The organism is Verrucomicrobiia bacterium, assembly GCA_036268055.1.
GTDB lineage: Bacteria > Verrucomicrobiota > Verrucomicrobiia > Limisphaerales > Pedosphaeraceae > DATAUW01.
This window is the reverse complement of record DATAUW010000002.1, coordinates 49,216-67,592: the sequence shown is the minus strand read 5'-3', so window position 1 is coordinate 67,592 and position 18,377 is coordinate 49,216. Positions and strand designations below refer to the sequence as shown.

At 55.1% G+C, this 18,377-nt stretch carries 20 protein-coding genes; 12 read left to right on the top strand and 8 right to left on the bottom strand.

Going from position 1 to position 18,377, the window contains the following annotated elements; all coding sequences use genetic code 11:
* Nucleotides 1-134: 134 nt before the first annotated feature.
* The 3 genes from VH413_01220 to VH413_01210 all read right to left on the bottom strand — a co-directional run bounded on the left by VH413_01220 (nt 135) and on the right by VH413_01210 (nt 2,088).
* Complete coding sequence (locus tag VH413_01220) at nt 135-383, bottom strand: hypothetical protein (protein ID HEX3797292.1); 249 nt, start codon at nt 381-383, stop codon at nt 135-137.
* A gap of 74 nt (nt 384-457) precedes the next feature.
* Entirely contained in the window at nt 458-1,831 is a 1,374-nt protein-coding gene (gene mnmE / locus VH413_01215) for a tRNA uridine-5-carboxymethylaminomethyl(34) synthesis GTPase MnmE (protein ID HEX3797291.1), read from the bottom strand.
* The gene (locus tag VH413_01210) at nt 1,831-2,088 is read right to left on the bottom strand and encodes a hypothetical protein (GenBank protein ID HEX3797290.1); all 258 of its coding nucleotides are present in this window, start codon (nt 2,086-2,088) and stop codon (nt 1,831-1,833) included. The genes mnmE and VH413_01210 overlap by 1 nt, the downstream gene beginning before the upstream one ends.
* A 108-nt stretch (nt 2,089-2,196) precedes the next feature.
* Between VH413_01210 and murQ the strand changes: the two genes are divergently transcribed.
* Nucleotides 2,197-4,056, top strand: a complete 1,860-nt coding sequence (gene murQ / locus VH413_01205; protein HEX3797289.1) for an N-acetylmuramic acid 6-phosphate etherase — start codon at nt 2,197-2,199, stop codon at nt 4,054-4,056.
* On the opposite strand, the gene VH413_01200 is transcribed toward murQ, so the two are convergent.
* Nucleotides 4,028-4,636 (bottom strand): Yip1 family protein, encoded by a 609-nt coding sequence (locus tag VH413_01200; protein ID HEX3797288.1) that lies wholly within the window; start codon nt 4,634-4,636, stop codon nt 4,028-4,030. The two genes, murQ and VH413_01200, sit on opposite strands and share 29 nt — an antisense overlap.
* Before the next feature lie 107 nt (nt 4,637-4,743).
* Between VH413_01200 and VH413_01195 the strand changes: the two genes are divergently transcribed.
* Nucleotides 4,744-5,064 (top strand): septum formation initiator family protein, encoded by a 321-nt coding sequence (locus tag VH413_01195; protein HEX3797287.1) that lies wholly within the window; start codon nt 4,744-4,746, stop codon nt 5,062-5,064.
* A gap of 16 nt (nt 5,065-5,080) precedes the next feature.
* Here the strand turns inward: VH413_01195 and frr are convergent, their stop codons facing one another.
* On the bottom strand, nt 5,081-5,641 hold the full coding sequence (gene frr, locus VH413_01190) for a ribosome recycling factor (GenBank protein HEX3797286.1): 561 nt from the start codon (nt 5,639-5,641) through the stop codon (nt 5,081-5,083).
* Nucleotides 5,642-5,848: 207 nt separating this feature from the next.
* On the opposite strand from frr, the gene ilvE reads away from it, so the two are divergent.
* From ilvE to VH413_01170, 4 genes are all read left to right on the top strand, one after another.
* Nucleotides 5,849-6,715, top strand: coding sequence for a branched-chain-amino-acid transaminase (gene ilvE / locus VH413_01185; GenBank protein HEX3797285.1), 867 nt, complete (start codon nt 5,849-5,851; stop codon nt 6,713-6,715).
* 180 nt (nt 6,716-6,895) lie between these two features.
* Nucleotides 6,896-7,405, top strand: coding sequence for a UvrB/UvrC motif-containing protein (locus VH413_01180; GenBank protein ID HEX3797284.1), 510 nt, complete (start codon nt 6,896-6,898; stop codon nt 7,403-7,405).
* 3 nt (nt 7,406-7,408) lie between these two features.
* A complete protein-coding gene (locus VH413_01175) occupies nt 7,409-8,524 on the top strand; it encodes a protein arginine kinase (GenBank protein HEX3797283.1) in 1,116 nt (371 codons plus the stop codon).
* A gap of 11 nt (nt 8,525-8,535) precedes the next feature.
* The gene (locus VH413_01170; GenBank protein ID HEX3797282.1) at nt 8,536-11,043 is read left to right on the top strand and encodes an ATP-dependent Clp protease ATP-binding subunit; all 2,508 of its coding nucleotides are present in this window, start codon (nt 8,536-8,538) and stop codon (nt 11,041-11,043) included.
* 94 nt (nt 11,044-11,137) lie between these two features.
* On the opposite strand, the gene VH413_01165 is transcribed toward VH413_01170, so the two are convergent.
* The gene (locus tag VH413_01165; GenBank protein HEX3797281.1) at nt 11,138-11,608 is read right to left on the bottom strand and encodes a hypothetical protein; all 471 of its coding nucleotides are present in this window, start codon (nt 11,606-11,608) and stop codon (nt 11,138-11,140) included.
* Between the two features lie 208 nt (nt 11,609-11,816).
* Here VH413_01165 and VH413_01160 point away from each other — a divergent pair, with 208 nt between their 5' ends.
* Genes VH413_01160 through VH413_01135 form a run of 6 tightly spaced genes read left to right on the top strand, consistent with a single transcriptional unit; the run spans nt 11,817 to nt 16,985 of the window.
* Nucleotides 11,817-12,599, top strand: a complete 783-nt coding sequence (locus VH413_01160) for an ABC transporter permease (protein HEX3797280.1) — start codon at nt 11,817-11,819, stop codon at nt 12,597-12,599.
* Entirely contained in the window at nt 12,592-13,338 is a 747-nt protein-coding gene (locus tag VH413_01155; protein HEX3797279.1) for an ABC transporter ATP-binding protein, read from the top strand. The genes VH413_01160 and VH413_01155 overlap by 8 nt, the downstream gene beginning before the upstream one ends.
* On the top strand, nt 13,335-14,321 hold the full coding sequence (locus VH413_01150; protein HEX3797278.1) for an MlaD family protein: 987 nt from the start codon (nt 13,335-13,337) through the stop codon (nt 14,319-14,321). The genes VH413_01155 and VH413_01150 overlap by 4 nt, the downstream gene beginning before the upstream one ends.
* A 7-nt stretch (nt 14,322-14,328) precedes the next feature.
* Complete coding sequence (locus VH413_01145) at nt 14,329-15,351, top strand: PIN domain-containing protein (protein HEX3797277.1); 1,023 nt, start codon at nt 14,329-14,331, stop codon at nt 15,349-15,351.
* A gap of 30 nt (nt 15,352-15,381) precedes the next feature.
* Entirely contained in the window at nt 15,382-15,609 is a 228-nt protein-coding gene (locus VH413_01140; GenBank protein HEX3797276.1) for a DUF2007 domain-containing protein, read from the top strand.
* Nucleotides 15,606-16,985, top strand: a complete 1,380-nt coding sequence (locus VH413_01135) for an FAD-linked oxidase C-terminal domain-containing protein (GenBank protein HEX3797275.1) — start codon at nt 15,606-15,608, stop codon at nt 16,983-16,985. Before VH413_01140 ends, VH413_01135 begins: the two co-directional genes overlap by 4 nt.
* Nucleotides 16,986-17,065: 80 nt before the next feature.
* On the opposite strand, the gene VH413_01130 is transcribed toward VH413_01135, so the two are convergent.
* Both VH413_01130 and rsmI read right to left on the bottom strand, forming a co-directional pair.
* Complete coding sequence (locus VH413_01130) at nt 17,066-17,431, bottom strand: RNA-binding protein (protein ID HEX3797274.1); 366 nt, start codon at nt 17,429-17,431, stop codon at nt 17,066-17,068.
* A 186-nt stretch (nt 17,432-17,617) separates the two neighbouring features.
* Nucleotides 17,618-18,343, bottom strand: a complete 726-nt coding sequence (gene rsmI, locus VH413_01125; protein HEX3797273.1) for a 16S rRNA (cytidine(1402)-2'-O)-methyltransferase — start codon at nt 18,341-18,343, stop codon at nt 17,618-17,620.
* Between the last annotated feature and the right edge of the window lie 34 nt (nt 18,344-18,377).

Sequence of the window (18,377 nt, the reverse complement as noted above, 5' to 3'; positions counted from 1 at the left end):
GACAACCCGTGAACAATCACGGGTCGGGGATATTGCGCTAACCAAGCCTTCGGGGCAAGTGTGTAATGAAAGGATTTCGTCGGAAGAAAAGCCGGTGAATTACGACATCCAAAAAAGCTCCGAAGGAGCGCTCCCTATTTTTTCCGCCACTGAGCGATCGTCTGTAATACGACGCCAAAACATCCCAGGCCACCGCCCAGCAAAATACCAATCGTCGCGCCGCAAAAAGCCGCAAATCCCACCGGCTCAACGTCCTGCCAAATAATAATATGCCGAAAAAACTCCGGTGCCAGTTTGCCGGCTGCCACGCCAAACAAACCGCCCATAACCATTCCGGCCAGCGCGCAACCGGTGACTACAAAAAAGATTTGTTTCCAAGTCATCCAATGCAAGACTAAGATTTACGCTCCCTCCTGCGCAAGACTATGTCTTCGCTGATTAGCGAGGATGCCGCCCCTCATTTCCCAATACAAAACTGGCTGAAGATGGAATCAAGCAAATCTTCCGTAGTCGTTTTGCCGACGATTTCTCCCACCGCATTCGTCGCGATGCGCAGATCCATTGCCGCAAGTTCAAGCGTATGGTCCGACCGCAGCGCGTCAATCGTCCGCTGTGCCCCGGCGCGCGCGCGCGTTAACGCTTCCTGATGCCGCGAGTTGATCATCATCTGCAACATCTCCGCGCGGATTTCGCCCGCCCAAACTAATTCCTTAATCGCATCTTTCAACGCCTCGATCCCCTTCCCCGTGAGGCAACACACCTCCACGACCGGCAAACCGCCAACACTCTCCGGCAAAACCAATCGCATCGGCAAATCCATTTTATTGCGCACGAGAATGCGCGGCTTGCCGGAAAATTCGGCAAGATATTTTTCATCAGCGGCGCTCAATGGCTCCGACGCGTCCAACACCTGCAAAATAAATTCCGCGCGTGCGAACGATTCGCGGCTGCGCCGGATGCCTTCCGCCTCAAGCTCGTCGCCCGCTTCGCGCAAGCCCGCCGTGTCCACGAAAATCACCGGCAGTCCGCGAATATTCGCCGTCTCCTCAATCGTGTCGCGCGTCGTCCCGGCAATCGGCGAAACGATGGCGCGGTCGTGGCCAAGCAGTTGATTTAACAAACTCGACTTGCCCGCGTTGGGCCGGCCAACAATGGCCGCGCGAATGCCACGGCGCAAAATCTGGCCTTCATTCGCCGTGCGCAAAAGTTCGTCCATGAATTTCACGCCATGCTCAAGGCGTAAAATTAATTTTCCCTTGGTGTCGGGCGCAATGTCTTCGTCGGGAAAATCAATGTGCGCTTCAACGTGCGCCAGCGTCTTCACCAAATCATCGCGCAATAGATTAATACGTTGCGATAGTTTTCCGGCCAGTTGTTCATTCGCGGCGGCCAGCGCGAGTTCCGTGCGTGCGGAAATTAAATCATTGACCGCCTCCGCCTGCGTGAGATCAATCCGCCCGTTGAGAAAAGCGCGGCGCGTGAATTCACCGGGTTCGGCGAGGCGCGCGCCGTTTTCTAAAACAGTGTCCAGCACCGATCGCGCTGGAAGCAATCCGCCGTGGCAGGTGATCTCCACCACGTCTTCGCGCGTAAGCGTGCGCGGCGCGCGCATCACCGCGAGCATCGCCTCATCCACATCGCGACCGTGGCGGACGACTTTGCCGTAATGAAGGGTGTGCGTGGGCGCGGCGCTCGGCGCGACGGCGGATTTTCCCAAGGCGACGAAACTTTTATCGGCGATGGCGAGCGCGTGCTTTCCTGAAAGGCGAATGACCGCCAGGCCGCCCTCGCCCAGCGGCGTTGCGATTGCGGCGATGGTATCGTCAAGCATCAGTCAACGTGCCGGCAATTTCCCGCGGCATTTTCGGCATCACGGCCGGACAAAAACAAACGCGCCTTCTCGTAACTTTTCTTGTGCAGATAATGAAGAAGTTGCGCATCGGTGCCGCGTGGGAGCTGGTTCGTCAAGGCGTCCAACCGCGAAAAGATTGGCAAAAGGTTCGGCTTGGGATTTGCCGTGGGCATGGAGCGCACGGCGGAATCGAGTTCCACCAGCGTTTGCAAAATCGTCTGTTCGGTCGCGGTCATGGATGTAGTTAATCCGAATTGCGGAAAGTTTAAAGCGTTCAGTTTCAAGTTTTCCGCAGGAGCAAGAAAGCTTTGTAAAAACTTTTGAGTTACAGATAATTCACATACATGAGTAGCTCGAATCAAACGACCGGCCCATTATTTCTCGGCATCGAAGGCGGCGGCAGCCATACGGTCGCCATTCTGGCGGACGCGAAACAGAACCTCATCAAACGCTTTGAAGCGGGCCCGGCGAATGTGCGTTTGTTAAGCGACGCGCAATTATTTGAGTTATTCAAATCCATCGCCGCGGCTTTGCCACAACCGGCGGCGGTCGGCATCGGCATGGCGGGGGCGCGGGTCGAATCCGATTGGGTGCGAATCCGTTTGGCCGCGGCGCGCGTGTGGCCGGAAATTCCCTGCCACGCCACGAATGATTTGGAAACGGCGCTCGCCGCCGGAGAAAATAAAAAATCTCCCGCGACCCGTGTGCTTGTGTTGAGCGGCACGGGTTCCTGTTGTTATGGCCGCAACGGTGATCGAACGGCCAGGAGCGGCGGCTGGGGCCACATTCTCGGCGATAAAGGCAGCGGTTATGAAATAGGCCTGCGCGGTTTGAAAGCCGTCGTCTATTATTATGATCGCGATGGCAAATGGCCGAAGCTCGGAGAACGGCTATTGCACCGGTTGGAACTCAACGAACCTAACGATCTTATCGGCTGGGTGCAGAGCGCGGAAAAATCGGAGATCGCGGCCCTCGCGGTGCAGGTTTTTGACGCGTGGGATCAAGGCGATAAAATCGCCGCGGATATTTTGTCCGGCGCGAAGTCGAGCCTTGCGCGCGACGCCGTCACCTGCGCGAAAAAATTGACGGGCGAAAAAAACCCGGCGCAATTTATTTTGGCTGGCAGCGTTTTGCTCAAGCAACCGAAGTTCACGCGCATGCTGGCGACTGAAATAAAAAAAGCGTGGCCTGGCGCAATCGTTTCGCCGCTTGAACGCGAAAGTGCCTGGGGCGCGGTCGTGTTGGCAGAGAAAATTTGGGAAAATGACGTGCAAAAAGTATCTTCCCCGCCTCAACGCAAAATAAAACCATCATTGAAATCGGGAGTTCCCGAAATGCCGCTTTCGCAACTGGTCAAACTCTCGCCCACGGAACAGCGCAATCCTCGTTCACTGAAACTGGACGTGTTGCCAATTTCCGATGCCGTCGAATTGATGCTTTCCGAGGATGAAAAAATTCCCGCGGCCATCCGCGTTGAGAGCAAAAAAATTGCGCGCGCGGTGGAATATATCACGGCCGCGTTCAAGCGGGGCGGGCGGCTTTTTTACATCGGCGCGGGCACGAGCGGGCGGCTTGGTGTGCTGGATGCGAGCGAATGCCCACCGACATTTCGCACACCGCCGGAGTTGGTGCAGGGAATCATCGCGGGCGGCCAGGGCGCGTTGTGGCGCGCGGTGGAAGGCGCAGAAGACGACCCGGTGGCGGGCGCACGCGCGATCGAGTTTCGCGGCGTCACCAAAAAAGACGTGGTAGTGGGAATCGCCGCGAGCGGACGAACGCCTTATGTATGGGGCGCGCTTGGCGAAGCCAAAAAGCGCGGCGCAAAAACAATTTTGGTGGCGTTCAACCCGTTCGTGACTATTTCAAAAGCCGCGCAGCCCACGCTGATGATCACGCCGAATGTCGGGCCGGAAATTTTGACCGGTTCCACGCGCTTGAAATCCGGCACAGCGACCAAGCTCGTGCTGAATATTTTCACGACGCTCGCCATGGTGCGCACGGGCAAAGTAATCAGCAATCTGATGGTGGACCTCAATCCCTCGAACATCAAATTGCAGGATCGCGCGGCACGGATCGTGCGGGAATTGCGCGGCGTGGATTACGCGGTCGCTGAGGAGGCATTGCGCAATACGCGCTGGGTGATTAAAGACGCCTGCGCGTGGCTCGACCGGCGCGCTAGTAGTTATAAAGCGCGTCGGCGTTGAGAATTTTCAACTTGCCTGCAAGCAACAGCAGCGTCAGCAAACGAAATATTCCGGCGATACCCGCGATCAATAACGCGCTCATCAGATAAATACCGAAGGCGTTTGGCGGGTCGGGTTGGAGCGCGGCGGGCACGCCATAATATACGGTGGCAACCGTCAGGAGAATTCCCAGGGCAAACGTGGCCCAAGGATTGATCGGGGGAATTGCGTCCAACATGCGCACCAGAAAAAGCGGGCTGTAGGCGTAAGCCGCAAGCGTGAAACACTGCGCGTAGGTATGGCGCGGATGAAAGGAACGCGCCAGCGACCTCAATACCAATGCCGCTACAAACACCATCAGAAAACTGCCAAAGAATTCCGCCCCGATGTATTCAAAAAGGCGGGTGCGCGGAATGGTGAGCAATCCATTCGGATTACGATATTTGTTGAGATAAAAAATACCGGCCACTTCGGCGGCCACGGACAGGACGATCAGGGGCGTTAAAAAAAAGCTGAATATCTGGAAAATGGATTTGCGGTCGAGGCCGATTTTGGCCCAGGTGGAGACGGGCTCAAAAATAAGTTGTATGGCTTTAATCATGTACGCGAAAAGTCTTACTGATGAACCACTAAAATGACAACTCTTTATCTGCGGCGTTCAACTATTGTGCTTTGCAAATCCGCAAAAAAGCGGTTTATTGATAAAAAATGAAAGTTGACCTCGGCATTTGGGGCAAGCTGACCTGGGTGGTAACGATACTCGCGCTGGCGGGCGGACTCGCGCTCGTGGTCGGCTGGTATCTACCGCTGATCAACGAGAACGAGCGCATGCGCCACGAGATCTTCAAGCTTACGGCCCAAACGCAGCAGGAAGACGAAGTCGGCCGGAAATTGCGCGCGGCGATTGATGCCTTGCAGCATGACCCGAAAACCGTTGAACGTCTTACCCGCGAAAGACTCGGCTACGCCAAGCCCGGCGAAACGGTCATTCGCTTCGATCAAACGACCACCAACGGCGCCACGCATTGAACGAGCTTTTGCTCACTCACACCGTCATAATTTCTTTTTCCTTGTGGGCGAGATGCGTGTCAATTTTCGCGATATATTGATCCGTCAGCTTTTGAACTTCCTTGTCCGCCGCTTCCACTTGATCTTCAGTCACACCACCCGCTTTGCCATCTTTTTTTAGTTGCTCGAGGGCATCGCGACGGACATGGCGGATGGCCACGCGCCCATCCTCGGACATTTTTTTTACGATTTTGATAAATTCCTGACGGCGTTCCTGACTCAATTCCGGCAAAACGATGCGGATGAATTTTTTGTCCGTCATCGGATTGAGGCCCAGATTGCTTTTTTGAATCGCCTTCTCAATGGCGCTGACTGAACCGGCGTCCCACGGCTGGATGAGCAGCATGCGCGGCTCGGGCGTGGTGATGCCAGCGAGTTCGCGGATGCGCATCTGCGAACCGTAAACGTCCACCAAAATATTTTCGACCAGCCCCGGCGAAGCCTTGCCGGTGCGCACGCCAGAGAACTCGTGCTGGACTACTTCCTCGGTCTTGAGCATTTTTTCTTCCGCTTCCAATATGATGTCGTCGAGTGCCATATCGGAGAGATTAGCAAACATTTGCGGTTGTGTATAGTGAGAAGCATTTTTTTACCACGAAGATCCTTGCGGACGGCCACTGGGGGAAAGAAATTTTGGCCACGGATGGAACACGGAGGAACACGGATTCGAATATCGAAGAAAATAAAGCGACCTTATTTGTTGCGCATTGGCGGGGGTTTAACGTAGGTTGAGTTTGTTTTAATCATGAAAATATATCTCGACGGAAAATATGTGGCAGAGAAGGACGCCAAGGTGTCCGTGTTCGATCACGGCTTGCTTTATGGCGATGGAATCTTTGAAGGAATTCGCGCTTACAATGGCCGCGTCTTTCGTTTGAAAGAACACATTGACCGGCTTTTTTGCTCGGCCAAGGCACTGCTGCTCACCATTCCTCTCTCGCATGCCGAGATGATGAAAGCCGTCGTCGAGACCTGCCGCAGAAATAAATTGCGTGATTGCTATATCCGCCTCGTCGTGACACGCGGCGTGGGCACGCTCGGACTGAATCCCAACCGCTGCAAAAATCCGTCCGTCATCATCATCGCGGACAAAATCCAGCTTTATCCTGAATCGTTCTACAAACGCGGACTGGACATCATCACCGTGGCCACAACGCGCAACCTGCACAGCGCGCTCAATCCGGCGATCAAGTCGCTTAATTATCTCAACAACATCCTCGCGAAAATCGAGGCGAACAATGGCGGCGTCGAAGAAGCCATCATGCTCAACGCCGAGGGTTACGTCGCGGAATGCACTGGCGACAATATCTTCATCCTCAATGGCAATACTTTGTCCACCCCGCCGCTTTCGGCAGGCGCGCTTTACGGCATCACCCGCAAAGCGGTGATGGATCTCGCGGTCGAAGCTGGTTTGACCGTAAACGAGCCGAACCTGACGCGTTACGATATGTTCAATGCGGAAGAATGCTTCCTGACCGGCACCGGTGCGGAAGTGATTTCCGTGGTGAAAATTGATGGCCGCGTCATCGGCACCGGCAAGCCTGGTCCCGTGACTCAAAAGCTGATTAAGGCCTACCACACCTTGACTAATAGCTCCGGTGAGCCGATATAAATATCAAGGATATGCTGTGTTGCGTCTGTAAAGAGAAGGAAGCGTCCGTGCACTTGAGCCAGGTGCAGGGAGACACCGCGCGGGCGAAAGATTTCTGCGAAGAATGCGCCCGGAAAAAGGGATTGAACAATCCCGCCGGAATAGATTTGGCGCAGTTGTTAAGCGATAAAAATTGACCGTATGTTGTGTTGTGTTTGCAAAGAAAAAGAAGCCACCGTGCATCTGACCCAGATTCAGGGCGACAAGATGCAGAAGGTAGATTTGTGCGAAGAATGCGCCAAGCAAAAAGGCGTCAACGATCCCACCGGCTTTTCGCTTGCCGATCTTTTGCTCGGCCTCGGCGCTTCGCAGGAATTGGAAGCGGCCTCCGGCGGCGCGGATTTGAAATGTCCCAAGTGCGGTTTCACGCAAGCGGATTTCAAAAAAGCCGGACGCCTCGGTTGCGCGGAATGTTATGCGACCTTCGCGGAGGGCCTCGAAGGGTTGCTCAAGACCATGCACAAGGGCACGCACCACGTCGGCAAGGTGCCGCAATCGCTTCAACAGAGCCGCGAGTTGACCGAGCGTTTGAAGACGTTGCAGAAAAAACTTTCCAAGGCCGTGGACGACGAAAATTTTGAGCAGGCCGCCTTGTTGCGCGACGAGATCAAACAGATGTCCAATAAGCTGGGCAATTTAGCGACGACTTGATTGATGAACATTCATGACTTCCTCATCCCGCCGGCTGACAGCGTGCGCCGCAAAGGCCCGCACGACCGGATCGTGATGTCGAGCCGGGTGCGGCTCGCGCGCAATGTCCGGGACGGGGCGTTTCCGGGTTGGGCGAAAAAATCGGAGAAGGTCCGCCTCATGGACATCATCCGGCCCGCCGTCGAAAGCCTTTCGGAAATGAAAGGCGCGTTCTCGGAGTCCATGGATAATCTTTCCGCGCTCGATAAACAGATTCTCATCGAACGCCATCTCATCAGCCGCGAGCACGCCGCGAAAAGCGCCGGCAGCGGACTTGTTCTCAATCGCGAAGAATCCCTTTGCGTGATGATCAACGAGGAAGATCATTTGCGCATGCAAGCGCTTCGCCCCGGTTTGCAACTTAAGCAGGCGTGGCTGGCGATTGATCAGGCGGATACCGCGCTTGAGCGCAAATTGAATTACGCCTATAGCTCGGACATCGGGTATCTCACCGCTTGCCCGACGAATCTCGGCACCGGCATCCGCGTAAGCGCGATGTTGCACCTGCCCGGACTCGTCCTCCACGAACAGATCAACCCGATCATCCAATCCGTGAACAAACTTGGCCTGGCCGTGCGCGGTTTGTATGGCGAAGGTACTGAAGCACTGGGCAATGTTTTCCAGGTTTCCAACCAAATGACCTTGGGCGAAACCGAAACTGCCATAGTCGAACGCCTCGACAAAGTGCTTTCCCAGATCATCGAGCACGAAGAAAATTCGCGTGCGATGCTCCTGGAAAAGAAGCCCAAAATGCTTTTCAACCATATAGGTCGCGCCTACGGCATTCTCGCGAACGCCCATACGATTACGTCCAAAGAAACGATGAACCTGTTGTCATTCATGCGCCTGGGAATAGACTTGGATTTGTTCCCCGGCGGCGACCGGTCCTTGACCGATGAGTTATTTATATTGACGCAGCCGGCGCATTTGCAGAAGCAGCATTCGGAGAAACTTTCGGCTGAGGAACGGGATTTGCTGCGTGCGGATATGGTGCGGGAACATTTGCGCGGCGTGAGCCGGCCAGTCGCTCGCGGCGCGGGCATGGAAGGCGGTAAAGTGGACAAACCTGAAAAACCGTAGCATTTTGAATTATGAGTGATGAATCAATGAATAATTTTACGCCACGCGCACAACAAGTGCTCGCGCTGGCGCGCAAAGAGGCCGATCGCTTTAACCATAACTTCGTTGGCACCGAACATCTTTTGCTCGGCCTGATCAAATTGGGACAGGGCGTCGCGGTCAACGTCTTGCAAAAACTCGGGCTCGATCTCGAAACCGTCCGCATGGAAGTCGAGAAGCAAGTCGGCACCGGTCCCGATCAAAAAATGATCGGCAATATTCCTTATACGCCGCGCGTGAAGAAGGTTTTGCAACTCGCCGCCAAGGAAGCCAAGGCGCTCAATCACACCTACGTCGGCACGGAGCATATATTATTGGGCCTGCTGCGTGAAGGCGACGGCGTGGCCGCACGCGTGTTGAAGAATCTGGACATTGACATCGAACAGACGCGCCAGGAAATCCTCAAGGAACTTGATCCGAATTTTTCCGCCTCAGAAGAACAAACTCCGCCGCAAGGTGGCGAAGGCGCGGAACGCCCTGCCCCGCCGGAGAAAAAAGGCGATGTCAAAACCCCGGCGTTGAAAGCCTTTGGGCGCGACCTCACGGAGATTGCGCGCAAAAATGAAATGGACCCGGTCATCGGCCGCAAGAACGAGATCGAGCGCGTCATTCAAATCCTTTGCCGCCGCACGAAAAATAATCCCGTGCTGCTCGGTGAAGCGGGTGTCGGCAAGACCGCCATCGTCGAAGGTCTCGCGCAGGAAATCGCCCAAGGCAACGTGCCGGAATTGCTGCGCGAAAAACGCGTCATCACTCTCGACCTCGCGTTGATGGTGGCGGGCACTAAATATCGCGGCCAGTTCGAAGAGCGCATCAAAGCGGTCATGGACGAAATCCGCCGCGCGAAGAATATTATTTTGTTCATTGACGAGTTGCACACCATCGTCGGCGCGGGTTCCGCCGAAGGCACGATGGACGCCTCGAACATCATCAAGCCCGCGCTCAGCCGCGGCGAGATGCAATGCATCGGCGCGACCACGCTCAATGAATATCGCAAATATATCGAGAAAGACGCCGCGCTCGAACGTCGTTTCCAGAGTGTGAAAGTCGAAGCGCCTTCCATCGAGGAAGCCGTGCTTATTCTCAAGGGCCTTCGCGGCAAATACGAAGAGCATCATAAGGCAGAATTCACTGATAAAGCCATTGAGGCGGCGGTCAAGCTTTCCGACCGTTATATCCCCGATCGTTTCCTGCCGGACAAGGCGATTGATTTGATGGACGAAGCCGGTTCGCGCGCACGCATCGGCACGATGACTCGCCCGCCCGAAGTGAAGGACGTGGAAGTCGAGATCGAAGACATCAAGGTCAAGAAGGAACGCGCCATCAAGGAACAGGATTTTGAAGGCGCGGCGTCCATGCGCGATAAAGAAAAGCAGGCGAAGGAAAAACTCGACGCCATCCTCACCGCATGGCGCACGAACCGCGAAGAAAAACGTGTTCGCGTGGACGAGGAAGATATTCTGCATGTGGTCGCCAAGTGGACCGGCATTCCGCTCAAGCGCATGGAACAAGGCGAAGCCCAGCGGTTGCTCGCGGTCGAGCAGGAAATGTCCAAGGTCGTCGTCGGCCAGCACGAAGCCGTGGTGGCGATGTGCAAGGCCTTGCGCCGCGCTCGCGCGGACTTGAAAGATCCGAAGCGCCCGATCGGCACGTTCGCGTTGCTTGGGCCGACCGGCGTTGGCAAAACCTTGCTCGCGAAAACTCTCGCGGAACAGATGTTCGGCGATACCAAATCGCTCATTCAACTCGACATGAGCGAATACATGGAAAAATTCAATGTGTCGCGCCTCGTCGGTTCGCCGCCCGGATATGTGGGTTATGAAGAAGGCGGCCAGTTGACGGAACAAGTGCGCCGCAAGCCTTATTCGGTTGTGCTATTCGACGAAATTGAAAAAGCGCATCCGGACGTCTGGAACATGCTTCTCCAAATTTTGGAGGAAGGCAAGTTGACCGACAGCGTGGGCCGCGTGGTGAATTTCCGCAACACGATCATATTGATGACTTCGAACGTCGGTTCAGAAACCATCAAGAAACAATCCACGATGGGCTTTTCGCCGATCTCCGATCAGCATACCTACGAAGGCATGCGCGAGAAAATCATGGATGAAGCCAAGCGCACGTTTAAGCCGGAATTCCTGAATCGTTTGGATGATGTTATTGTCTTCCGCTCGCTTACGAAACCGGACTTGATCCAGATTCTCGACCTCGAGATCAGCAAGGTCACGACGCGCCTGAAGCACAAGAATATTCATCTCACGCTGGATGAAAAGGCGATGGACTTCCTCGTGCAGAAGGGCTACGACCCGAATTATGGCGCGCGTCCGATGCGCCGCGCGGTCGAGCGTTTCCTCGAAGATCCGCTGGCGGAGGAATTGCTCAAGGGCAATCTCCACGAAAACGATCCCATCCAGGTCACCTTGGAAAACGACAAACTTGTGTTCATCCAGAACACGTCCGCGCACGGCGCGCTCTCGAGCTAAACCATATTGGTTGAAGGTTGCTAAACGCCAATCGCAAACGCGGTTGGCGTTTTTCATTTCCGCTCAAGAAGGGCGAGCGTTCCCGCAAGTCTATTTATTGTTTCATCCGCTTAATCTGCGACCAGCAATAAAGCAGCGGAATAATCCCCAAAATCCCAAACGAACAATCCACCAACCGCCAACCGAGCGGAATCCCGCGAACGCCTCCTGCGATGAACGCAAACGGCAGCACCAACACACACGCCACCATTCCAAATTCGATCATCCAAATATTTTTAATTGGATCACGCCACGGCCCAAGGAACGCAATCGCTAAAACGATGTGCGCGAATCCCAGCCAATCGGTTCCATACGCAAGAAACGAGTAATGTCCGTTTGTAGTCACGAGCGCGTCCCGCACCGTGACGAACCAATGGTTGAGCGCGGAGTCTGGATAAGCCGCCGTTTGTTTTGCCAGCCAGGTCACTTCCGTTTCCAATGGAAACGCCGTTGCGCCGCTGAGCAGCAACCCGAAAATAAATATCGTCAAGGCAACGCGAATCCGCAGAAGATAATTTGCATTCACAATGCAAACTAAAACCTCAAAGGCAGTATTTCAATAGGTCGCAAGACGATATTTTTTTACATAAAGACAACATTTGCGGACGCAAAGTTTTGGTGACATGATATTTCCCGGGACGCGCTGCCGTCGCGGAAAAAGCCCGGGTATTGTAGGCAGCGCAACATATTCATTGTACTAGCAACTCGAATGTCCATTTGTTAAATCATCAGTGATGAATTTTTTAGCCAAGTCCGTCCTGACAGAATGGGTGCAGGGTCTGGGAAAGATCACGCTGCTGGCCAAGGAATCATTGCAATCGCTCTTCACGTTCAAGCTGTCGTGGCGCGATTACATCTACCAACTTTACTTCATCGGCGTGAAATCGCAATCGGTCGTGCTGGTCACCGGCGCGTTCACCGGCATGGTTCTCTGCGCGCAAACCTATTTCCAATTTCACAAGGTCAAGATGGACAATGCCACGCTCGCGGTGGTCAGTGTGTCCATGTGCAGCGAACTCGGTCCGGTGCTGACGGCGTTGATGGTCGCCGGGCGCGTCGGCGCTTCGATGGCCGCCGAACTTGGCACGATGAAAGTCACCGAGCAAATTGACGCCCTCCGCACGCTCGCCACGCATCCGGTGGATTATCTCGTCGTGCCGCGCCTGCTCGCCTCGCTGAGCACCCTGCCCCTGCTCACCGTGGAATCCATTGCGATGGGAATTCTGTCCGGCTACATCGTGGGCGTCGTGTTGCTCGGCATTGACCCCGCATTTCTGTTTAACAACATGGTAAAATATACCGGCGCGATTGACGTGCTCGTCGGCGTGATCAAGGCATTCATCTTCGGTGGCATCCTCTCGATCATCGGTTGTTACAAAGGCATGTCCTGTGGCGAAGGCGCCGAGGGCGTAGGTCGCGCCACGACCGAAGCCGTCGTTTACGCGTCCATCACCATTCTCATCTCCAATTTTTTCCTGACGCTGACCCTGAACCAGTTGTTCCATCTCTATGATTGAGGTCCGTCATCTGCGGAAAAGCTTCGGGAAAAACCTGATTCTCGATGACGTCAGCTTGCGCGTCGAGCGCGGCGAATCCGTCGTCATTATCGGACGCAGCGGCGGCGGCAAAAGCGTTTTGCTCAAACACATCGTCGGCTTGTTGCTGCCGGACGAAGGCGATGTGCTCATTGACAACGAAAACATGCGCGGCATGAACGAGCGCGAACTCATCCGGGTGCGCCAAAAATTCGGCATGTTGTTCCAAGGCGCGGCATTGTTCGATTCGATGACCGTGGCGGAGAATGTCGCCTTCGCGTTGCGCCGCCAGCGAAAATTTACCGAAGCCGAAATCAATAATAAAGTCGCTGAGGCGCTCGACATGGTTGAACTTTCCGGCACGGAAACCAAAAATCCTTCCGAATTGTCCGGCGGCATGCGCAAGCGCGTCGGCCTCGCCCGCGCGATCGTTTACGAACCGCAAATCGTTCTGTACGACGAACCGACCACGGGCCTTGACCCGGTCGTGTCCGACAGCATTGATCACTTGATCATGCGCGTGCGCGACCAATTGAAAATCACCAGCCTGGTCGTAACCCACGACATGCGTAGCGCGCGGCGCGTCGGCCAAAGAATCATCATGCTCTACAACAAAAAAATTTATTTCAGCGGAACGCCAGAACAAGTATTCAGCTCGACCGATCCGGTCATTTATAATTTCGTCAACGGCATTTCCAAACCTCAGGAGCATCATTTATGAGCCAATCGCGTCTGGAGTTAAAAGTCGGGGCCTTCGTCGTGATGTGCCTTGTTTTGCTGGCGGCTTTGCTGCTGCAATTCAGCAAGGGCAACACCCTTTTCCGCAAGACCTACCAAATCACGCTCGACGCCGAAAATGTCGCGGGCTTGCGCGCCGATGCCGCCGTGTTGATGTCCGGCGTGAAAGTCGGCACGGTGATGAAGACTGAGCTTTCGCCGCAGGGCACGAACGTGCTCATTCACGTAAAGATTTACGGCCAATATATCATTCGCGACGACGCCCGTTTCGCCGTCGAGTCGGCCGGATTTTTGGGCGATCAATATGTCGCAGTGTATCCCGAGTTGAGCCAGGGCAAACCGCTGACCAATGGTTCCACCGTTTACGTCGAAGCGCCGTTCAACCTCCAGGAAGCCGCCAAGTCCGCGAATGGTTTCATCAAACGCATGGACGAAACCGCGAAAAAATTGGACGGCGCCATCAGCGACGTGCGCCGTCTCGTGCTCAATGAAACCACGCTGACCAACCTTTCCTTCACTGTCGGCACATTGAAACAGGTTTCGGTGGATGCCCTCACCACTGTGGACAACATCAACCAGCTCATCCGCACCAACGGCCAGCCGGTCAACCTGGCCGTAAGCAATCTGGTGCTTTTTTCCCACCACCTGAACGATGTGGCACTCCAAATCCACGGTATCGTGGACACGAACCGGGCGCAAATCTCGCAGGCCCTGAGCAATATCAATACTTCCACGGATATGTTGACCAACATTCTGGGCAGCGTCCAGGCTGGCCAGGGGCTGGCCGGCACGGTATTAAAAAATCAGGAGGTCGCGGATAATGTGTCGTCTATCGTCAGCAATCTCGCGGTCACCACCGGCAACCTGAATCGTCTTGGATTATGGCACTTCATCTGGTATCATCCGAAGGCCGCCGATGAGGACAAGCAACTGAAGTTTGCTCCGGCACCGCCGCGGCAACCATAAATAAACTATGTCGCTGTGGTACATTCGGATTTTTTTCCTTACCCTTTGTTCCTTTGGCGGCATGGCCATCAGCCAGGTCCGCCCCGAAACCATCGGGCATGGTGGAGAATTTTTTGGTTTTCTTTTTGGATTCGGTTTCGGCGGCCTGTTGATCGCGATTGACGAAATGCTCAAGGGATTTTCCCTGCGCGCATTTTCCGCGACGAGTTTCGGTTTGTTTCTGGGCAGCATCGTCGCATTTCTCATAGACCATTCCGCGCTCTTCGAAAACGTGGATGACAAAACCCGCTGGCTGATCCGCCTTTCGTTGTTTCTCGGTTTTGGCTACATTGGCATCGTGCTCGCCATGCGCAGCAACAAGGAGGATTTTTCGCTCATCATTCCTTACGTCCGCTTCGCGCCGCAAAATAAGCCCGACAATCTCCTATTGCTGGACACCAGCGTGATCATTGACGGTCGCATCGCCGATCTCATCGAGGCGAAATTGATCGAAGGGCTCGTAGTCGTGCCGCGTTTTGTGTTGAAGGAGCTTCAACAGATTGGCGATTCGAGCGATCCCATCCGCCGCGCCCGCGGCCGCCGCGGTCTCGACATGCTCAATCGTCTTCAACGCAATACCGTCGCGGAAGTGAAAATTCACGACGGCGATTTTCCCGAGGAAAAGGAAGTGGACGCCAAGCTGGTCCGACTCGCGCGCAATCTGAACGCGAAATTATTCACCAACGATTACAACCTCGGCAAGATCGCCGAGTTGCAATCCGTCAAGCACGTCAACATCCACGAAGTCGCCAAGTCTTTCAAAACAGTTCTCATCCCCGGCGAAATGTTGCACATCAAACTGGTGCGCGAAGGCAAAGACAAAGGCCAGGGCGTCGGTTACTTGAACGACGGAACGATGGTGGTGGTCAACCAGGGCCAGAGTCTGATCGGCCAGGAAGTCCACGTGCAGGTGCAAAGCCTTTTGCAAACCGGCGCGGGCGTGATTGTATTTGCGGAAGCCAAACCGGCGACGCCACCGGTTACGGCTTGAAGTCCTTGGCTAGTCAGGCGATGTTGAGCCATGCAACTGGTTACGGTCTTTACTGCTTTTAGTCCGATAGATGCCGATCTGGTTAATTCACGGCTCGACGCGGCTGAATTTCATCCCGTCATCACCAATGGATTAAGCGCGCTCAGCACCATGGGTTATTCCGTCAGCGTGGGCGGCATTTTGGTGCAAGTGCCCGAAGACGAGGCCAAGGCTGCCCGCGAATTTCTTGCCGATCCCGGCCCCGCGCCATCAGAATGAACGCGCGCAGCCTGAAAGCTCTCGCCAAACTAAAACGGCTTCTCCCCGGCGAAGTCAGTTTGGAAAAATCCGCCCGCGAAAAATCCGCCGGTGACAAATGGTTCGCCGCGAATGTGCCGGATGCCGTCGCGCTGCCACGCAACACTGAATCGGTTGCCAGAATATTGCGCTTCGCCAATGAGCATCGCATCCCCGTGACTCCGCGCGGCGCGGGTTTTGGTTACGTCGGTGGCTGCGTCCCGGTCGAGGGCGGCATCTCGCTTTCGCTGATGCGCATGAATCGCATCAAGGAAATCAACGCGCATGATTTCGTCGCCGTGGTGCAACCCGGCGTAATCACGCAGCAACTTCAGGAGAGCGTCGAACGGCAGGGATTATTTTATCCACCCGATCCCGCGAGCCGCGCGGATTGTTCCATTGGCGGAAACATCGCCACCAATGCCGGCGGACCGCGCTGTTTGAAATACGGAGTCACGCGCGATTATGTTCTCGGCCTGGAAGTGGTTACTGCCGACGGCGCGATTGCCAAAGTCGGTGGGCGCACGCACAAAAACAAAACGGGTTTCGACCTCACCAGAATGTTCGTCGGCTCCGAAGGCATGCTCGGCGTCGTGACCGAAGCGACCTTGAAGCTTTTGCCTCTGCCGCCTTATCGCGCGTGTCTCGCCGTCGGATTCGCCGCGATGAAGGAAGCCATCGGCACGTTGCGCGCGATTCTTGCCGCCGGATTTTTGCCCTGCGCGCTGGAAGTTGCGGACGCCTTCACTCTCGCCGCCGCCCGCGAGCGCACCAAAAGCAAACGCCTCAGCGGTTGCAATGCCCATCTTATCGTTGAACTCGACGGCCAGGAATTTTCCGTGCGCAATGAACTTAAATCCGTCCAAAAAATCGTGCGCGCGCAAAATCCTCTTTTCATCGAGACGGGTTTTGGCGAGGTCGAATGCGAGGCGATCTGGAAATTGCGCCGTGAATTTTCCTATGCCCTGCGCGATACTGGCCTCACGAAATTAAACCAGGATATCGTCGTCCCGCGCAGCCGTCTCGAAGATTTGTTTCGTTTCGCGATTCGCCTGCAAAAGAAACACGGTTTGCGGCTCGCCTGTTTCGGGCATGCCGGCGATGGCAATATCCATACGAACGTGATGGTGGACATGACGCAGCCGAATGCCTTCGAGCGTTCGCAAGCGGCGTTGGACGATCTCTTTAAACAGGTGCTCGCGTGGAACGGCGTCATCACCGGCGAACACGGAATCGGCCTCGCGAAAAAACCGTGGTGGTCGCTGGCTGTCTCGCCCGAAGTGCGGAAACTTCATCGCGACGTCAAGCGCGCGCTCGACCCGCACGGAATTTTGAATCCTGGCAAATTCGTCGAGTAGAGCCTTTTTTTCGGCAGACTCTAAAAATAAAAAAACCACCGTTCCTTCGAACGATGGTTTTTTGAAAAGTTCAGGTGAACTTAGCGACGATCGCGATAGCCGCCACCGCCACCACCGCCGCCACGGCGATCTCCACCGCCGCCGCCACCGCCACGGCCGCCACCGTATCCGCCGCCACCGCCGCCGGGAGGACGTTCTTCACGAGGACGCGCCTCGTTGACGGTCAAGGGACGACCTTGAAATTCCTTTTGATGAAACTGCTGGATAGCCGAATCGGCTTCCGCTTGAGACCCCATCTCGACAAAGGCAAAGCCGCGCGAACGTCCGGTGGCGCGATCTTGCATGATGTTTACTGCGATAACTGTGCCGGCCGTCGCAAAATAATCTTGCAGATCATTTTCGGTGACACTGAAGGGAAGGTTCCCGACGAATAATTTGGTCGCCATTAGCTTGATACTTTCGTTGTTTATCCGCGAAGTCGTGCATTGGTGAACGTTCCCGTTGTTAGGTCTCAAATCGTCATAGCGCTAAGCTTTCATCTGACAATTTCCGGATCACTAAGCCACTGCTCTCGGACGGCCACTAAAGTAATGACATTTTTTCGCTGGACACAAGTAAAAAATGCGATGGTTTTAGGTGACATCAGTATTTGGCTTATCGGCGTAATCCGTTTCGCCACTGATTAATACTACAAACTCGCCCTTTAAAGACCGTTTTTTGAGCACCTCGGCCAGTTCCGTGGGTGTGCCGCTGAGATACTCCTCGAATTTTTTTGTAAGCTCCCGGGCCAGCACAACCCGCCGCTCCGGCAGGACTTCGAGTAACTCGCCGAGCAATTTTTCAATCCGATAAGGCGACTCATACAAGATCAACGTGCCGGCGAACGCCTTCAACGCCTCAAGCTGCTTTCGCCGCTGGCCGGACTTGTGCGGCAGAAAACCGATGAAATGAAATTCGTCGGTCGCCAATCCGCTCGCAGTCAACGCCGCCACCAGCGCGCAGGGTCCCGGCACCGATTCCACGCGCAAGCCCGCCGCCCGCGCCGCGCGCACGACGCGTTCGCCGGGATCGCTGATGCCTGGGCTGCCGGCATCGGTCACCAACGCAACTTTTTCGCCCCGCTGCAATCGCTCCAAAATTTCCTCGCTGCGCCGCGCTTCGTTGAATTGAAAATAACTGATCATCGGCTTGGTGATGCCGAAGTGTTTGAGCAGTTGCCCGGTGCGGCGCGTGTCCTCCGCCGCGATGACATCGCACTCCTTCAACGTCCGCAGCGCGCGCAACGTCATGTCTTCGAGATTCCCAATCGGCGTCGCGACCAGGTAAAGCGTTCCGGGCATCAAGGGCGGCAGTTCCATGCCCATTACATAACGGGTGGTTTTGATTCCAACA

What these genes read in the sequence shown, in the direction of transcription:
- VH413_01135 (HEX3797275.1), top strand. Translation starts at nt 15,606, where the DNA reads ATGAACGCGCGCAGCCTGAAAGCTCTCGCCAAACTAAAACGGCTTCTC.
- VH413_01130 (HEX3797274.1), bottom strand. Translation starts at nt 17,431, where the DNA reads ATGGCGACCAAATTATTCGTCGGGAACCTTCCCTTCAGTGTCACCGAA.
- VH413_01175 (HEX3797283.1), top strand. Translation starts at nt 7,409, where the DNA reads ATGAACATTCATGACTTCCTCATCCCGCCGGCTGACAGCGTGCGCCGC.
- VH413_01170 (HEX3797282.1), top strand. Translation starts at nt 8,536, where the DNA reads ATGAGTGATGAATCAATGAATAATTTTACGCCACGCGCACAACAAGTG.
- VH413_01145 (HEX3797277.1), top strand. Translation starts at nt 14,329, where the DNA reads ATGTCGCTGTGGTACATTCGGATTTTTTTCCTTACCCTTTGTTCCTTT.
- rsmI (HEX3797273.1), bottom strand. Translation starts at nt 18,343, where the DNA reads ATGGAACTGCCGCCCTTGATGCCCGGAACGCTTTACCTGGTCGCGACG.
- ilvE (HEX3797285.1), top strand. Translation starts at nt 5,849, where the DNA reads ATGAAAATATATCTCGACGGAAAATATGTGGCAGAGAAGGACGCCAAG.
- murQ (HEX3797289.1), top strand. Translation starts at nt 2,197, where the DNA reads ATGAGTAGCTCGAATCAAACGACCGGCCCATTATTTCTCGGCATCGAA.
- frr (HEX3797286.1), bottom strand. Translation starts at nt 5,641, where the DNA reads ATGGCACTCGACGACATCATATTGGAAGCGGAAGAAAAAATGCTCAAG.
- VH413_01140 (HEX3797276.1), top strand. Translation starts at nt 15,382, where the DNA reads ATGCAACTGGTTACGGTCTTTACTGCTTTTAGTCCGATAGATGCCGAT.
- VH413_01180 (HEX3797284.1), top strand. Translation starts at nt 6,896, where the DNA reads ATGTTGTGTTGTGTTTGCAAAGAAAAAGAAGCCACCGTGCATCTGACC.
- VH413_01150 (HEX3797278.1), top strand. Translation starts at nt 13,335, where the DNA reads ATGAGCCAATCGCGTCTGGAGTTAAAAGTCGGGGCCTTCGTCGTGATG.
- VH413_01210 (HEX3797290.1), bottom strand. Translation starts at nt 2,088, where the DNA reads ATGACCGCGACCGAACAGACGATTTTGCAAACGCTGGTGGAACTCGAT.
- VH413_01200 (HEX3797288.1), bottom strand. Translation starts at nt 4,636, where the DNA reads ATGATTAAAGCCATACAACTTATTTTTGAGCCCGTCTCCACCTGGGCC.
- VH413_01195 (HEX3797287.1), top strand. Translation starts at nt 4,744, where the DNA reads ATGAAAGTTGACCTCGGCATTTGGGGCAAGCTGACCTGGGTGGTAACG.
- VH413_01155 (HEX3797279.1), top strand. Translation starts at nt 12,592, where the DNA reads ATGATTGAGGTCCGTCATCTGCGGAAAAGCTTCGGGAAAAACCTGATT.
- VH413_01160 (HEX3797280.1), top strand. Translation starts at nt 11,817, where the DNA reads ATGAATTTTTTAGCCAAGTCCGTCCTGACAGAATGGGTGCAGGGTCTG.
- VH413_01220 (HEX3797292.1), bottom strand. Translation starts at nt 383, where the DNA reads ATGACTTGGAAACAAATCTTTTTTGTAGTCACCGGTTGCGCGCTGGCC.
- mnmE (HEX3797291.1), bottom strand. Translation starts at nt 1,831, where the DNA reads ATGCTTGACGATACCATCGCCGCAATCGCAACGCCGCTGGGCGAGGGC.